Raw genomic sequence first — 14888 nt, forward strand, 5'->3', positions numbered from 1 at the left:
GGGGGTAGCTTCAGACCACTCCGGGATGAAGGATCTGGCCAATGTCGACAGTTGGCTGTCGCGACTGATCGTGCCCTATTCCTTTGAGCAATACACTGCCGGCCACCGCGGCAAGGATGGCAAGGCTCGCCAGCACGATGCCAAGCCGATCGCTTTTTGGCGCAGCTTTCACAGCGTGAATCAAGTCTTCGAACGTGTCATCCATCGGCGGATGCTAAACGAGGATCACGCAATAGACCGTTAACGGCTAAAGCAGAATGCCCAGCGCCGGCTGAAGAAACAGATGGCAGCCAACCGAAGCAATCTCGGCAGTCAGGAAACCGAAGCGCCAGAACAGCCATGCCCAAATGACGCCTGGGACGACGTAGCGCAAAGCCTCGTAGGTGAGCACCAGCGGCGATATCGGGCCCGGTAAGAACGCCGTCACGTTCATCCCAATGTTGAGCGCCTGGGTTGCGACCATGACGGCTAGGATGGCGATCGGTGCCATCTCCCTTGCTCCTACCCTCGTCAGCTTCGAAAGCAGGCAAAGGGCGGTCGCGAATACGAACAGGCGATAGATCACATTCTCGTTGAACGCGCGGAGCATGAAATAGGCAAAGCGCTCACCCAGCGGCATTTGCTCGAAAAATTGCGCATAGGATTCCGGGACAACGCTTCGAAATAGATAGCAGTCGATGCAGACTACATAGCCGGCAACCAGGATCGCACCAATCGCCCCGATCAATGCTGATCGAGCCGATGCGGTCAGACGTAGGCCGACTTGGCTCGCTGACCAAGCGCCGATCATCACGAGGGCGGCCATAAGCATGACGCGTAGAACTGGAGATTCGAACGTGACGGCGACGAAGCCAACGTCGAATGGCGCAATAGCCGCGATGACCAGGCTGACGGTCAAGATGATCGCGAGCGGCAGATTGAGCCGCTGCCCTGCGATCCCCCCATCGATCAGGATGGCTGACCCCTGTTGCTGGACTTGGCCCACAGTCCCACTCTCCCCGCCGGAAGAATGCTTCCATTGGCGAAAAGAGTCCAGAGAGCGTTAGTTGGGGCTAATGTGACTACAGCCGGAGATCACCACGGCCGGAACATTCTTCGCCGGGTGTAGTTTTGAATCTGCCTTGGTTTTGATCCCCGTGGGCCAAGGCCGGAGGCTGCCTCCATCAGCTTCCTCAGCCCGCCTCGGACGGGGGCAAAACTGTCTGGGGCGGGCTTCGTTGAGCCTTGCCTATAAGCGGAGACTTATGCAATATCCGCGGCGTTCTCACGGCAAGGGCGCGCGGCATGCAGGCTCGGACCGATCACCATCCCTGCGACATCTATGCCATCGCTCGCACATGCGGCGCCGGCGCGGCAATGTCCGCCGGTAGGCGCTTTCGAAACCAGTAAACCCCGGTCTTACGATGTTTAACAGGACGCCTCATAGCAAGGACCATGTGTAACACCTGTGTGTAGCACTCCGGCAGCCCTAAGCATTTAGTTTTGCTGGTTTTTCAGCTGCGTCAACACCTTACAAAGGAAATGGTGCCCAGAGGCGGCTTAGTGGCACAAAATCGGACCGACAAAAGCCATCCATTTCTCTAAGTGATTACAATAAGTTAGACCAAATGCCCTCTTTGATCCCACTCCGCTGTTGTGGACCTCATGCGGCCCGAATGTGGACCGCAAGCGCCACGCTACTTGACGATAGCTGTTGAAGCAATGATGTACGTTCAGCGACAGACAGCGGGCGCGAAGAAAATGTTCAAGTGGGTTTCGGGGCTTTTAATCATTCTAGCATCAGGGTCCTCTGCTCACGCGCAAGAGGAAGCATCTTTCGGCGCGGGAGTGATGGCATCGAAGTGTTCCCGGCTTGTCTCGGGGATGAATGACAACGTGTCGGTCGGGCAGCATCCGCTGGCTTTCGCAATGTTAAGCTGGACCGAAGGTTATATCACCGCGACGAACATGAACTTGATCGAGAAAGGCGAGCAAGGCTTCGACTTTAATAGCCTCACACGCGCCGAGGTTTGGGCATCGCTATACGGGTTCTGCAAAAGAAATCCCGACGAACTTGGCGTTGCAGCTGTCGTTGACACGATGGCAAGGCTCAAGAGGAGCCCCTAAACAGCGAAGCACGCTGGCGAGAGGACCGAAGACCTCATGCCGAAAACCAATTGATGGCATCACTGAATGGGATGAAGGTTAGCGCCAACTTGCAACAGCACCGCAACCTCGTTGAGCCGGCGTTTAGAGAACATCCACGCCTTCCCTCCGTCCTTAGTTGATATCCACTTCCCGCCGAGCTCCCGAAGCTTTTCTTTGAAATCAACCGTGTCGCCCCGCACGATGAACGCCTTTTCTGTGTAGTCAAATAGCGCTATTGGGGCAACAATTGTGGACTTTGGTTCCACCGTCGGGGCAGCTACCCCGGAGCGTGTAGACGCACGTGCCGCCTCGACGGTGCGTTTGTCGATGACCGGAGCGACGGACATCTCTCTCATGACGATCGTAAGATGGCGAGATAGCTTCTCCCGCAACTCACCCACTGAATGATAGTCCTCTTGAATACCCTTGTCGCGGATTGACCCTTTGAACTCCCTCAATTTTTTGTACTGGTCCAAGTCCACGGTATCCATGTCGACCGTAGCCTTAGAGTAATAAAGCATCACCGGCTTTTTATTAGCCAGGAACCATTTTACCTCTTCCACGGTGCCACTCTCCTCCACACCGGTCGGTGAGCCCAGCCTATTCCAAAACGAACCGATCAAGATGTCGCATCTCTTTACAACACGCTCGTTGATCAAGCCTTGGGGCCGATCCCCCATCGAAGGTGCGCTGTGCGTCTCCCACATTACGGGAAGCAGGATTTTGCCTTGGTCCTCCGAATGAAGTGAGTTCCAGTCCTGAAGGCTTTGAGCAATCGCCGCCCGTTCCCCGGGCAAATCTGATGGCGACGCAATCAAAACATTAAATACCGTGGCCGAAAATGGCATTCCTTTAACACTCCCCAACGAACAGACGCGTAACCTCAAACAGTATAGCGGCCGCAATTGTCATCCGCTCTACGGCTTTGCTTTCGGTTGCGCAACGGTCGATAAGTGTTTTTAGCTGGGTAGCTGCGAAGCAGAGCTAAGGGTGATCGACCATCAGGCTGGTACGAATTTGCAGCCAGGCAACTGATCGACAGGGACGGGTCGTTTAGTGGAGCTGCTGCTTCTTTCCAAAGGCCACCTACAGTTGGTATAGCAGAAGTTGACGGTCTCGCGCTGCTGCTTTCGCATCCTTCATGGCGGCGCTAATTGTTAAGGACCAGAAAGCCGTCACAGGGGGGGGGGGGGGAATTGCAGTACATTCGCAGGACGCAGATCGACTTTGGGAAGACCGATGCGAAAAGCGCATTGGTTACGCGCGACGAGGCATCTCGACGATTGTTCTTAGGACACGTCGATAAATTGCTGAATCGATAAAGCTCGTTTTGGGGGATTCCGAAATCCTGCGTTGCTTTGTAGACATGGGCGGTGATCGATGTCGCCGCTATAAAGCTCCGCTATGATGCGGTTAGCCCCGTGCTGGACGAGCGTGGTCGTCGCCGCTTTGCGGCGGCGGAAGCGCTCACCGCGGGCTGGGGCGGGATCGCGGCGGTGTCCGCGGCAACGGGGATCGCGCGTAGCACCATCGGATATGGATTGCGGGAACTGCGCGGCGCGGCGCCGGATTCAGCTCTTGGCGGCATCCGGCGCAAGGGTGCCGGACGCAAACCTTTGACGCAGACGGATCCGACACTTCTCAGCGACCTGGAAAGGCTTGTCGACCCCGCCACGCGTGGCGATCCGATGTCACCCTTGAAGTGGACATCGAAAAGCTTGCGGAACTTGGCGGCGGCGCTTTGCGCCATGGGCCATCGTGTCGGTCATGACGTCGTCGGTACTCTGTTGAAAACGCTTGGGTATTCTCTTCAGGGCAATCGAAAGACGCTGGAGGGATCGAGCCACGTCGATCGCGACGCACAGTTCCAGCACATCGCCAGGACGGTCAAGGACGCCATTACGGCCGGTCAACCTGCGATCTCCGTCGATACGAAGAAGAAAGAACTCGTCGGCGACTTCAAGAATGGCGGACGTGAATACCGACCGGCCGGAGCACCAGAGCCGGTCCGCGTCCATGATTTCGTCGACCCGAAGCTCGGTCGTGCCGCGCCCTACGGTATTTATGATATCGCCGATGACAAAGGGTGGGTCAGCGTCGGGATCGACCACGATACCGCTGCCTTCGCCGTCAACGCCATACGCTCCTGGTGGATCAGCATGGGGCGTGATCGCTACGCGCACGCTCATACCTTGACGATCACCGCCGACGGCGGCGGAAGCAACGGTTCGCGCGTGCGCCTGTGGAAAGTCGAACTCCAAAAGCTGGCCGACGAGTTGGGGTTGACCATCGCTGTCCTCCATCTCCCGCCCGGCACCAGCAAATGGAACAAGATCGAACACCGCCTCTTCTCGTTCATCTCGAGAAACTGGCGTGGACGACCGCTCACCGATTATCGCACCATCGTCGAACTCATCGGCGCCACAACCTCGACGGCGGGACTGACCGTTCGTTGCGAACTTGATGAAAACCGCTATCCCGCCGGGATCAAAGTCTCCGACGAGGACATGGCCAGCTTGAACATCATTCGCAACGAATTCCACGGTGAATGGAACTATACAATCAAGCCGCAATCCCAAAAATTAGCGCGATAAATTATCGACACGTCCTTAGAAGCATTTGCGCCTCCGCAACCGGCCGACATCGATGCCATACGAAACGGCGACCGCTTTCTTTTTTACGGGACAAAGGGGTCGGGTAAGACAGCGCTGCTTAGGTACGTAATGGAACTTGAGAACCAAGCCGGCAATGTCACGCGTGTTATCGTTTTTTCCGAAGACATTTCGCAACAAGAGAAAGCGAAGATCGCCAAGCCTTTGAACTACGAGACTGTGTCGATCCCTGGCTTGGAAGAAGAGCCCGAGGTCCGGGACATGTGGAAGCTGTTTCTTATTCAGAAAATCTCTGCGCTTCTATGCGAAGAGCCGCGCCTGTTTGACGAGACGGCTGAGGCTAGAAAAATCAATGAGATAATTTCTAAGGTCTTTGAACTGAATAATTTGAGTACGCTTCAGCGGATTTTGGCGGGCATAAAAAGCGGCACACTGTCACTTAAAGGTCGGGCCGGGGGCATCGCCGAGATCGAAAGTACCGTGAATTGGGAAAGGATAGAAAAGGGAGAAGAAGTTGACTACTCGCGCTTCACCCAACTGGTCATAGAGAAGATTTGCACTATAACCTATCCAAAGGACGTTAAATTCATCCTTTATCTTGACGAGATCAATCTGTCGATGTTGGGCGTAAAGCAGCATAAAAAGGACAGCATACTTATACGCGATTTGATAATCACCGTTGGTAATCTAAATCGGGTATTCGTCGAGAAAGGTGTTCCTATATATGTTTACGCCGCCGTTCGGGTGGAGATTGCAAAGGCTGTTAGCATATCGAGGCAAGAGATAGACAAGTATCTTGTAGATCATGGTTACAAGCTCCAGTGGTACGGAAGGTATTCTGTAGATAAGTATCCGATAAATACGATCATCGAGAATAGGATACGTGCACTTGAACACAATATAGCGGGTCGCTCTAATAGCCCGGAAGACATTTGGCGGAACTATTTTTCCCGAGATGTATATGGTGTAACGCCAAAGAGATTTATTTCCGAGATAACGTGGTGTAACCCGCGGGATGTGGTTAATTTGTTCAATTTGACGTCCAGGAGTGAAATTCATATATCGACATACAACACAAGCGTATTCTCCTCTATAATAGAGGAATACTCACAGATAGCCTGGCATGAACGAGCTGAAGAATTAAATGCTGAGCACAATATGGCGGTTGTTCAGGTAATGAAGAAGTGCCTGAACGCATGGCTTAAGCATTTCAAGGTGGATCAATTCTCGAACCATCTGACCGCTCTGGCGCAAGGGAACTCCGGCGTAATGCAAGTGAAACAGACCATTGGGGCAGAGCGGATTTGCCGTGACCTTTATTACGTTGGTGTTTTGGGTCAGTCTGTCCCCGCAGGCACCTATACGACCCAAACTGGCCAAGTAAGAAGGCAAGTTAATGAGACGTGGTTCTACCGCGACAATAGGGAGTTTGAGGCGTCGCAATGGATGATCGTCCACCGGGCGCTTTATCCGGCGCTTAAACTGTCGAGATTGCGGGAGGACGATTTCGGGAATGACCCGCGATTTGCATAAATTTTGGGGCGGGCTAGAAGAAGTATTGACTTACAGAGCCACCAATTGTCGCAAAAACGCGAGGCGACACTCCACTTCCTTCGGCACAAAGTGAAGGACCGCCTGCTCGTTGCGGGAGCTTTGAGGCGCACCCAACACATGATCCTCGGGCACGCAAGCGGGGGCGTTGGGGAGACCTACGGGAGCGACGACGCGCGGCTTCGGGTGGCTATGGAAGCAACGAGGCCGCGAGAGAGTAGCTACTTCTTTGTCGGCGTAGTTGGTGGCGGAGGCGGAGGAGATGATGGTTTGCCGCCACCCACGCCGCCGCGACTAGGGACCGCTGGGGCTGGCGTTAGGCTGGGGGTTCCCTTTTGGAAGGGGCTGGGGCTGGGCGGACGGGGCGGCGGTTGCTGTGCCATTGGGGTTAGCTCTCGTGCTCGTGTAGGCGTGGAGCGTCAAGAAAGAAACGCCAAGCAAAAATAGCACAAGTGCAGCGATATTGAGGGCCTGTGTTGCCCCTCTGAATGGATTTCCACCACTTTCATAGGCCGTGGCAGCGATGAGGCAATTGTCGATCTTCCTAATTTCTCGCTGCGCGTCCGCACCCCCCGTGAAATATGAAATGATGTTTGCAGAAATTGCGGCTGCAAAACAGAGCCAAGAGGCGAGTAGGAAGTTGGTGACGCCTGCGCTACCTCCACCAATCTTATCCATGAATGCGATGGATATGCCAAAAGCTCCGCTCGATATGCCTAGTAGCGACTTATCCAAAGTCGTGAGCTGGTCCGAACGAAGTTCCACCATAGCCTCGCGGTGCTTCAAGAGGCCCTCGAAGTATGTGGAAGGAAGCTGGCCGTCTTCTTCTCTCATTTTGCCGCCCCCGGTTCTGGCTTCACAACGGTCGGAGCGGGGGGGAAAGGGTTCTGCGATGTCGGTTGCATTGCAGTTACAGGCAAGGCCCTTACTCCAGAAAGCAGCTCATTCACGAGTGTCATATTTTGACGCTGCATGTTCTGATCGTTGTTCCAGCCGGTTGGCCCATATGCCAATTTTTCGAGATCGTGTTTGTCGAAGGTGTATCCCAGCTCTCTGCCGATCGCGTGGAGGAGAACCACAAACAGATCGTTTCGGTGGTCGAAAAACCTTTCTTGCGCTTCTGGCATCGGCATCGGCAGGTAGAGATTATCCATGTACGTCCGAAATGGCGCCATTACCCGTTCAACCCCATAGAACTCAAGGTCAATCAGATTGAGGGCGCCGACGTGAAGGGGGTCGAGCCTCGCCTTGCGGGTCCCCATAAGATCGCGAAAAATCTTCAATCGGCGTTGCTTCCGGTCGGTCCATCGCTGCTGGTAACGGTCAATCGCGACGGCAAGGACGGGACCAAGGACCAGCGCCGCAATCGTCAGAATGTCTATCCAGCGCAACCCGGTGTCCACTAAGCGCTCCTAATCTTGTCAAACTTGGCGTTGATCGGGCCTAGAGGGGTTTCAATACGGTGAACGTCGTTTCTGTTAAATTCTATGGGAAGCTGGAGAGGGACTTCGATGCTGAGGGGTTCGGCCTCTGCTGCTATTCCCGTTATGGACAGGTTCCCCACCGGTAGCGTGAAACGGAGTTTTGCCTCGACGTGGCTGCCGTCCGCTGTCATCGTATATTCCCCGTCGTAGCGCCCTCCGCCAGCGTCTGCGCCCACGACCACTCCGTCCTTGAAGACAAACATTCCAATCGAAGTTCCTGAAACTCCCGAAAAGTATGCAGTATAGAAGCCGTCAATCGGGGTGCGGCCGGGGTTGCTCATTTTATGACCTCAAAGTGTAACTGGGAACGAAGTAGGAACTCTTCAAGCAATCTTTCAATAGCTTTCGGCCGATTTACCCAAGCCCGACTTAAACACCGCCTGTGAGAATATGTCATTAAGTCAGCATGTTAGGCGCGCGCCGGCGCGTGTTACCACTACATCTGGGGGGGATCTCAGGCGAGTTGTTCGTCGAGGTTGTGTGGCAGAGCGATGCCAGCTGCCTTGAAGACGTTGCCCACTTGGCCGGTGACGTGAGTTCTGGTTGTGACGATGCGACCATCCTTTTCGATGGTGGCTTCCTGGAGGCGATCGAGATCGCGTAGGAGCGGCTGCCATTCGGGCGTCAGGCCTTTGGCCCGGCAGAGGCGGCGCAGTTCCTTGCTGAGCACGAGCGCCAGGAACGAGCAGAACACATGCCCGCGGATGGCGGCATCGGATTGGTGGAAGATCGGCCGGGTATTGAAGGTTGCCTTGGCGGCGCGGAACAGGCTCTCGACCTCGAGCAAATCGCGATACCGCAGCACGGCCTGGAGCGGGGTCACCTTCGCGTTGGTCCGCACCACGGTGATACCGTCGTAGCGGGCTTCCTCGGCAAGCTTGCCGACATCGATCTTGAAGTTCTTGCCGCTGGCCTTGAGGTAACGCCGGTAGGCCGAGTTGCCGACCAGTGCCTTGTCGCCCTTCTTGAGCTGTGCCTCGAGGCCGGCGATGATCGCCTGGCGGTCGGCCTTGTCCTTCTCGGCCTCGGCGTCATTGCGGCTGACGATGTAGCGGTCTTTACCGAACTTGACCTCTTTGACCCACAACTGAGTTTCACCGCGCTGGCGCTCGAGAACGAGCGGAACCATCGGCGCCGTGTCATTGAGCACGACGTTGTGGATCACGCTGCTCGAGCGTTCGCGGGCCCCCAGAATGTATTCCATGCCCAGCTTTTCGAGCGCGGCGATGGTATCGGCGCTGATCATGCCGCGATCGGCGACAACGCAGGCGCGTGTGACGCCGAAGCGCGTTCGCAGCCGATCGACCACCGGCAACAGGACGGTCACGTCAGCGGTGTTGCCAGGCACCATCTCGGTGCAGATCGGCCGGCCCTCGCCATCAACGACCAGCGCCAGGATCATTTGCGCCAGATCGGGGCGGAAGTCCTTGGAATGCCCGCGCTTGCCCAGCGTCTCGCCGCCCGCGCCGTAGAAGGATAACGAGGTTGTGTCCATGAACACAAGGCTGAGGTCGGTGAACAGGTCCTGCCGGCGCGCGAAGAGCTTTTCCTCGATCACGTCTTTCACGCAGCGCGCCACCAGCGCGCCTTGCGCCTTTTCGCCGCGTTCCTCGCCCAGCCACGCCATGGCCCGGTAAAAGTGATGGAGCGCCAGACCCTCGGCGCCCTCGATACCATAATCGGCCATCCAGTTCGCGCAGTCGCGGTCCGAGCCCGACACGAACAGCCGATGCAACGTGCCAATGAACACCGCCCGTTCCACCGCAAAGCCGAACTGGCGCCCTTCCAGCACCTCTTCCAGCACATCGCCAATCCCGAGCCGCTGCCACAGCCGCCCGAACAACAGCGGACCGCCAATGCGGCGAGAGGCAATCCGCCCCGCGTCAATGTCGGACAGGATGAGGCTGCGTTCGCCATGGCGCGCAATCGAGGCCGCCAATCTGTCAAGTTCGCCGCTGGCAACCAGCGCATCCTTGCGGCCCAGTGCCTTTATCGTGCGCTGGCGAACGGTTTTGCCGTCGCGGACACTTTCCACGAGGTAGAGATAGCGATGGCCGCGCGCGACTCTCTCAACGACAAACATGCCAGCGTTGTTAGCGAATAAATGCCATAAAATCCATACAACATGCGGCTAGCAGATCAAATGTTGTTACCACACATTTTCGCGCCCGAAATTCAAGGCAAATGATTTCAATGGCTTAACGGACAGTGTTCGCTATCCGTTCACGTCCAACTGTTCAAGTTGGGCCAAGTTTTTTGCGTTGACAGCGAGGCCGGCCCGCCCGCCCTTCCTATGGTGTGACACAGGATTTAGCAGTCGGGGCCTCCCCGGCAGGGGCATTCGACATGAAGGGTTCCTCACTATTCCCCGGTGCCGTCAAGCGTCCCTTCTGGTATAAAATCGCGTGAGGGGGATGGCCGTACCATGTCACTTTTTTCTCGCTTGTTTCGATCCAAGGCACAAAAGGCAGTTGACGCACTTCAGGGTGACCTGAACCGTCGCCTCGCGGCGGTCCAGGCTGGCCTAGAACTGTTTGAACGGACGACCAAGGCATTTGCCGTGTCTGGCATCGACGAGGGTTCATCGGAGGCCACGTCGTTCAAACTCGCTCAAGGGAAGCACGGCTACTTCACAAGTGCGCTTATTGACGACCTCACACATCCGGAGGAACTCATCAAGGCGATGCACCGTGCACTTGAGTTCAACAATGGGCGGCCAAGTCCCGGCTTTGAGAGAGAAGTGCGCGAGGCCGAGCAGGCCCTTGAACGCGCTGATGCCAATATTGATCGGCTAAGGGACGTATGCCAGCAACTGCTCGATGTCGTTGGCGATATTTCCCCAGAAGGGGAGAAAGGTCGCGTTAGTCTAAAAATGCTCCTCGACCACGCAAAGGTCCGCAAGGATGACCTTGATGACACCCTGTCTCAAATGGACAAATCGCTGGAGGACATGATTGCTCAAGCGGAGGCGGGCACGTTCTCAGACTTCGATCTAGCGCAGAAAGCGTCATCATTTATGAAAGCGGGGACGGCACTTTCATTGGCAGAGGGCGAGTGGATCGACTTCCTCCAGAGGGCCATGAGAGCCCCTTCGCTTGATCCGTATCGAGCAGAGTTGCCACGTAAGAAGGCGTGGTTGGAGGAACGTTTCAAGGTGTATGAAGACGCTAGGGCAGAGTTGCGGGCTATCACCGTAGACGACGGCGGCGCGGCATAGCGACCAATTCAGCGACCGTTTGTGGTGCAGAGACTGGCGGCCCCTAAAATTGCGGGAAAATCCGAGCGGTCGAACTCGACAGTTGCAGCGGCGCGATACCCCCCGGTGGGGTCGCGTCCAGGCCCACACCCGAGGCCCACGGTCGGCCACCAATGGGCCTTCTTTCATGCAGTGGCAGCGGCTGGTGCGGCTTCGGAGGGTTCGATGGTGTGGGACGCTGGGCAGACCCTAACGCCTTTCCAGTCACCGCTTTTGCGTCCACTAAGGTTTACGTTGGTGAACATACCTGTTGACATGTGCACTAGGCGTCCACTAATTGGTGTGCACTAACAGTCCAAGAGGAAAGGGCACAGCATGGCGGTAGTCGGATATGCGCGGGTTAGCTCGACAGGGCAGGACCACGCCACGCAGATTGAGAAGCTGAAGGCGGCGGGGGCGACCAAGATATTTGAGGAGAAGCAGTCGGGTAAGGACAGGGGCAGGCCGGAGCTTGGCAAGTGTCTGGACTATGTGCGGGACGAGAACGACACGCTGATTGTCACCAAGCTCGATCGCTTGGCCCGTTCTGCGGCTCACCTCCATGAGATTGTAGAGGGGCTGAACGCCAAGGGTGTGGGCTTCAAGGTGCTGGACGATCCGTCGCTCGACACCACCTCGCGGACAGGCCGGCTGGTCTTCGGCATCCTCGCCAGCATTGCCGAGTTTGAGACAGCGCTGCGTAAGGAAAGGCAGATGGAAGGCATCGCTCTGGCGAAGGCCGAAGGCAGGACAATCGGCGGACGGCCCGTGAAACTCGACCACGACCGGATCAAGGCCCTGAAGGCCGAGGGGCTGTCAGTCCGTAAGATTGCCAAAGAGGCCGGCTGTTCATCCTCTGCGGTCCAGAAGATACTCGCGAACTAGGGGGCTCCCTCTGGATAGGCTCTCTTTCTGTACGCGGTAGGGCCGTTTCTGCGGCGCGGAGAGTGTGGGAGGTAGAATGTACCGCCCCGACCCAAACACCTCTGTATGGCCCGTTTTCTTCTGGGGAGTAGATATTAGGCCAAGCCAAGAATAAGTGTGACCCACACATGGCCCGTTGCCGGGACAATGTGCAGGATAGTCATCCGCCACAACCCGAAGGCCACTGTAGGTATTTGTCCCGGCAACGGGAACATCGAAACAATGCGCCCTGTAGGCCCCAAGAGAACGACCGTTGCTTGGCTTTGCGGCCTCGCGTAGGCCCGTCTCTGTCAACCGCACACAAGCCCTTGGGGAATACGAATGACCACCATCAACACCGCCACTGCCGACGAGAACAACCACGCTTGGCAGAATGCCCTACGCGAAGGCCCACAACAGGCCGCCCGCGTGGCCGCCGACTGGCTCCATGAGATTGCCGACCGCCAGTCGTCCGGGAAGCCGCTGGACGCCTTTGACGACATATGGCCGCTGCTACTGGTCGAAGCGAAAGTGGCCGAAGTAGTCAGGAGCGTAAGCCCCGCCGCGCGGCTGGAAGCCGAGACGCGGTTCTTTGGGGCTCCATTGCAGCGCCAATAGGCTCTCTCTTGTACGCGGTAAGGCCGTTTCAGTGGCTTAGAGGGTTCGGCTGGTAGAATGTACCGTCTGGACCCGAAAGGCGCTCTACGGCCTGACCGCGTACAAAATCGATTACCCACTATCTCAGGAGTACGCCGCCTCCGGTCAGCCATACATGATTGATGAGCGGATGCGCCGGTGCGCCGGGAGAATACCCCTCCACTTAGGATACGTCCCTCCGGTTGCATACCGTTGATAGGCGTTGGACCTCACCGACCGAGCCGAGCGGTTGATTTCCACTCCCTCTAGGAAGCACGATCCCCGATACAGTTACCTGAACATGTTTATGGGCGGCGCTGTATGTTGTCGCTCCACGAGAGCCACGCTAGGCCCCCGGCAGTCCCACAGAAGGCTCCCTGTCGTGGCACGATAGGTGGGCGAGGGTTGATTGCCACTCCCTTCAGGAACCAGCGCCTCCGGTTGCATCTAACGTTTATAGGCGTTTGACTAGTCAGCTTCAGAGCCGGGCCGTTGATTGCGACACGCCCCAGGAAGCATGATCCCCCGATACGACCTAAACATGTGTATGAGCGTTGAATGTGATCAGGCAGGCTGATCGTGATCCGCCTTTGTTTTTTGGTTCCCCGTAAGCGGAGCCCACTGCGGATTCCGACGTGAAGCCGGCCGCCATTCCGATCAAACACCGGCCACCATTCCGGTATGAAGCCGGCCACCATTCCAACCAAAGACCGGCCGGTTTTCGGCACTGAAGATTACCTCCTGGGTCAGCAACTTTGGCATCAATTACCTCGCGATGAACGAGGACATTTTGATGCCGGCAAAGAGAAGGCTGACCATGAGACAGTTGAGACAAATGCTTCGGCTTGCCGGAAGCGGGACCAGCTCCCGCGAGATTGCGGTCGTGCTGGGAATAGCACGCAGTACGGTGCAGGATAATCTGCGGCGCGCAGCGGCAATCGGGTTGAGCTGGCCCCTGCCAGGCGAGCTGACCGATGACGCGCTTGAGAACAAACTCTTCGCTCGCAATGGCGTCAAGCAGGGCACGCGGCGGCGCACAGAGCCGAACTGGGCCCATCTTGCCGTCGAGCTCAAGAAGCCGGGCGTCACGCTCCTCATCTTGTGGGAGGAGTATCGAGGAAGTCATCCCGACGGATATGGCTACAGCCGGTTCTGCGAGCTCTTTCGCAGCTTCGAACAGCGGCTTTCGCCGACGATGCGCCAGGAACACGCCGCCGGCGACAAGGTCTTCGTCGACTATTCCGGCAAGAAGATCCCGATCGTTGATCGAGACACCGGCGAGATCCGTGAGGCGGAGATCTTCGTGGCAGTGCTGGGTGCGTCCAGCTTGACCTATGCCGAAGCGACCTGGACCCAGACACTGCCGGATTGGATTGGTTCACACGTCAGGATGTTTCGTTTCTTTGATGGCGTTCCCCGCCTGATCGTCCCCGACAATCTGAAGTCGGGCGTCAGCCGCGCCAGCTTCTACGATCCCGAGATCAATCGCAGCTACGGCATGATGGCATCCCATTATGGCGTCGGCGTTCTTCCGGCACGGCCGCGACGGCCGAAGGACAAATCGAAAGTCGAGAACGGCGTGCGTTTCGCCCAGTCATGCATTCTGGGGCGGCTGCGCAACCAGACCTTCTTCTCGCTGGCCGAGGCCAATGCCGCAATTCGCCAGGCACTCAATCGCATCAATGATCACGTCATGCGTCGGCTGGGCGTCAGTCGCCGGCAACTGTTTGAGAGCGTCGAGCGTGCTGCGCTGGCAAGCCTTCCGAGCGAAGACTACGAATTCGCCGAGTGGCGTTTGGCCCGCGTCTCGACGGATTACCACGTCGAGTTCAAGACCTTCTTCTATTCCGTACCGCACAACCTCATTCGTCAGCAAGTCGATCTGAGGGCAACGGCACGCACCATCGAGATCTTCCACCGCGGCAAGCGCATTGCCGTCCATCAGCGCCGCTATGGCGGCCCTCGTCATGGGACGGATCCGGATCATATGCCCAGCTCCCACCGGCGATATGCCGAGTGGACGCCGGATCGTTTCCGTCGCTGGGCCGCATCCGTCGGGCCCGAGACGGAAGGCTTGGTTGTCGCAATCCTCGCCAGCCGCCCACATCCTGAACAAGGCTTTCGAACATGCCTGGGTGTCCTTCGCCTGTTTCGCGATGTCACACGCGATCGCGCCGAAGCCGTCTCAGCCCGCGCTGTCGAGATCGGTGGGCTGAACTGCAAGAGCATCGCCTCGCTCATCGCCAATCACAAGGCCGCAAGGCATTCCACCGAACCGACCGCCATCGTCGATCACGCCAATCTGCGTGGCCCTGATTACTTCCATTGAGGAGACATACC

At 57.0% G+C, this 14888-nt stretch carries 14 protein-coding genes; 8 read left to right on the forward strand and 6 right to left on the reverse strand.

What is annotated here, in order from left to right; translation table 11 throughout:
• Window positions 1-25 precede the first annotated feature (25 nt).
• Window positions 26-244: a hypothetical protein gene (locus ACVILI_RS09250; RefSeq protein WP_019863197.1), complete on the forward strand. Its 219-nt coding sequence runs from the start codon at window positions 26-28 to the stop codon at window positions 242-244.
• 3 nt (window positions 245-247) lie between these two features.
• On the opposite strand, the gene ACVILI_RS09255 is transcribed toward ACVILI_RS09250, so the two are convergent.
• Complete coding sequence (locus ACVILI_RS09255) at window positions 248-985, reverse strand: hypothetical protein (RefSeq protein ID WP_038644524.1); 738 nt, start codon at window positions 983-985, stop codon at window positions 248-250.
• 755 nt (window positions 986-1740) lie between these two features.
• Between ACVILI_RS09255 and ACVILI_RS09260 the strand changes: the two genes are divergently transcribed.
• Window positions 1741-2106, forward strand: a complete 366-nt coding sequence (locus tag ACVILI_RS09260) for a hypothetical protein (RefSeq protein WP_457102396.1) — start codon at window positions 1741-1743, stop codon at window positions 2104-2106.
• Between the two features lie 59 nt (window positions 2107-2165).
• Here ACVILI_RS09260 and ACVILI_RS09265 read toward each other — a convergent pair whose 3' ends face one another.
• Window positions 2166-2975: a hypothetical protein gene (locus ACVILI_RS09265; RefSeq protein WP_038644527.1), complete on the reverse strand. Its 810-nt coding sequence runs from the start codon at window positions 2973-2975 to the stop codon at window positions 2166-2168.
• 525 nt (window positions 2976-3500) lie between these two features.
• Here ACVILI_RS09265 and ACVILI_RS09270 point away from each other — a divergent pair.
• A complete protein-coding gene (locus ACVILI_RS09270; protein ID WP_038650363.1) occupies window positions 3501-4721 on the forward strand; it encodes an ISAzo13 family transposase in 1221 nt (406 codons plus the stop codon).
• A 48-nt stretch (window positions 4722-4769) separates the two neighbouring features.
• Entirely contained in the window at window positions 4770-6272 is a 1503-nt protein-coding gene (locus ACVILI_RS09275) for a P-loop ATPase, Sll1717 family (protein ID WP_457102739.1), read from the forward strand.
• Between the two features lie 312 nt (window positions 6273-6584).
• On the opposite strand, the gene ACVILI_RS09280 is transcribed toward ACVILI_RS09275, so the two are convergent.
• The 4 genes from ACVILI_RS09280 to ACVILI_RS09295 all read right to left on the reverse strand — a co-directional run bounded on the left by ACVILI_RS09280 (window position 6585) and on the right by ACVILI_RS09295 (window position 9857).
• On the reverse strand, window positions 6585-7124 hold the full coding sequence (locus tag ACVILI_RS09280; protein WP_240565452.1) for a hypothetical protein: 540 nt from the start codon (window positions 7122-7124) through the stop codon (window positions 6585-6587).
• On the reverse strand, window positions 7121-7693 hold the full coding sequence (locus tag ACVILI_RS09285; protein ID WP_240565453.1) for a DUF6680 family protein: 573 nt from the start codon (window positions 7691-7693) through the stop codon (window positions 7121-7123). Before ACVILI_RS09285 ends, ACVILI_RS09280 begins: the two co-directional genes overlap by 4 nt.
• A complete protein-coding gene (locus tag ACVILI_RS09290) occupies window positions 7693-8055 on the reverse strand; it encodes a hypothetical protein (RefSeq protein ID WP_240565454.1) in 363 nt (120 codons plus the stop codon). The genes ACVILI_RS09285 and ACVILI_RS09290 overlap by 1 nt, the downstream gene beginning before the upstream one ends.
• Before the next feature lie 173 nt (window positions 8056-8228).
• Window positions 8229-9857 (reverse strand): IS1634 family transposase, encoded by a 1629-nt coding sequence (locus ACVILI_RS09295; protein ID WP_457102397.1) that lies wholly within the window; start codon window positions 9855-9857, stop codon window positions 8229-8231.
• 342 nt (window positions 9858-10199) lie between these two features.
• Here ACVILI_RS09295 and ACVILI_RS09300 point away from each other — a divergent pair, with 342 nt between their 5' ends.
• From ACVILI_RS09300 to istA, 4 genes are all read left to right on the forward strand, one after another.
• A complete protein-coding gene (locus ACVILI_RS09300) occupies window positions 10200-10991 on the forward strand; it encodes a hypothetical protein (RefSeq protein WP_240565455.1) in 792 nt (263 codons plus the stop codon).
• Between the two features lie 354 nt (window positions 10992-11345).
• Window positions 11346-11894, forward strand: coding sequence for a recombinase family protein (locus ACVILI_RS09305; RefSeq protein ID WP_240565456.1), 549 nt, complete (start codon window positions 11346-11348; stop codon window positions 11892-11894).
• A 360-nt stretch (window positions 11895-12254) separates the two neighbouring features.
• Complete coding sequence (locus tag ACVILI_RS09310; RefSeq protein WP_240565457.1) at window positions 12255-12530, forward strand: hypothetical protein; 276 nt, start codon at window positions 12255-12257, stop codon at window positions 12528-12530.
• 835 nt (window positions 12531-13365) lie between these two features.
• Window positions 13366-14877 (forward strand): IS21 family transposase, encoded by a 1512-nt coding sequence (gene istA, locus ACVILI_RS09315; RefSeq protein ID WP_148307437.1) that lies wholly within the window; start codon window positions 13366-13368, stop codon window positions 14875-14877.
• Window positions 14878-14888 lie beyond the last annotated feature (11 nt).

The sequence above is a fragment of the Mesorhizobium sp. USDA 4775 genome, from assembly GCF_054062655.1.

Coding starts and splice junctions, on each gene's coding strand:
- ACVILI_RS09250 (WP_019863197.1), top strand. CDS start 26: ATGAAGGATCTGGCCAATGTCGACAGTTGGCTGTCGCGACTGATCGTG.
- ACVILI_RS09260 (WP_457102396.1), top strand. CDS start 1,741: ATGTTCAAGTGGGTTTCGGGGCTTTTAATCATTCTAGCATCAGGGTCC.
- ACVILI_RS09265 (WP_038644527.1), bottom strand. CDS start 2,975: ATGCCATTTTCGGCCACGGTATTTAATGTTTTGATTGCGTCGCCATCA.
- ACVILI_RS09280 (WP_240565452.1), bottom strand. CDS start 7,124: ATGAGAGAAGAAGACGGCCAGCTTCCTTCCACATACTTCGAGGGCCTC.
- ACVILI_RS09290 (WP_240565454.1), bottom strand. CDS start 8,055: ATGAGCAACCCCGGCCGCACCCCGATTGACGGCTTCTATACTGCATAC.
- ACVILI_RS09295 (WP_457102397.1), bottom strand. CDS start 9,857: ATGTTTGTCGTTGAGAGAGTCGCGCGCGGCCATCGCTATCTCTACCTC.
- ACVILI_RS09300 (WP_240565455.1), top strand. CDS start 10,200: ATGTCACTTTTTTCTCGCTTGTTTCGATCCAAGGCACAAAAGGCAGTT.
- ACVILI_RS09305 (WP_240565456.1), top strand. CDS start 11,346: ATGGCGGTAGTCGGATATGCGCGGGTTAGCTCGACAGGGCAGGACCAC.
- ACVILI_RS09310 (WP_240565457.1), top strand. CDS start 12,255: ATGACCACCATCAACACCGCCACTGCCGACGAGAACAACCACGCTTGG.
- istA (WP_148307437.1), top strand. CDS start 13,366: ATGAGACAGTTGAGACAAATGCTTCGGCTTGCCGGAAGCGGGACCAGC.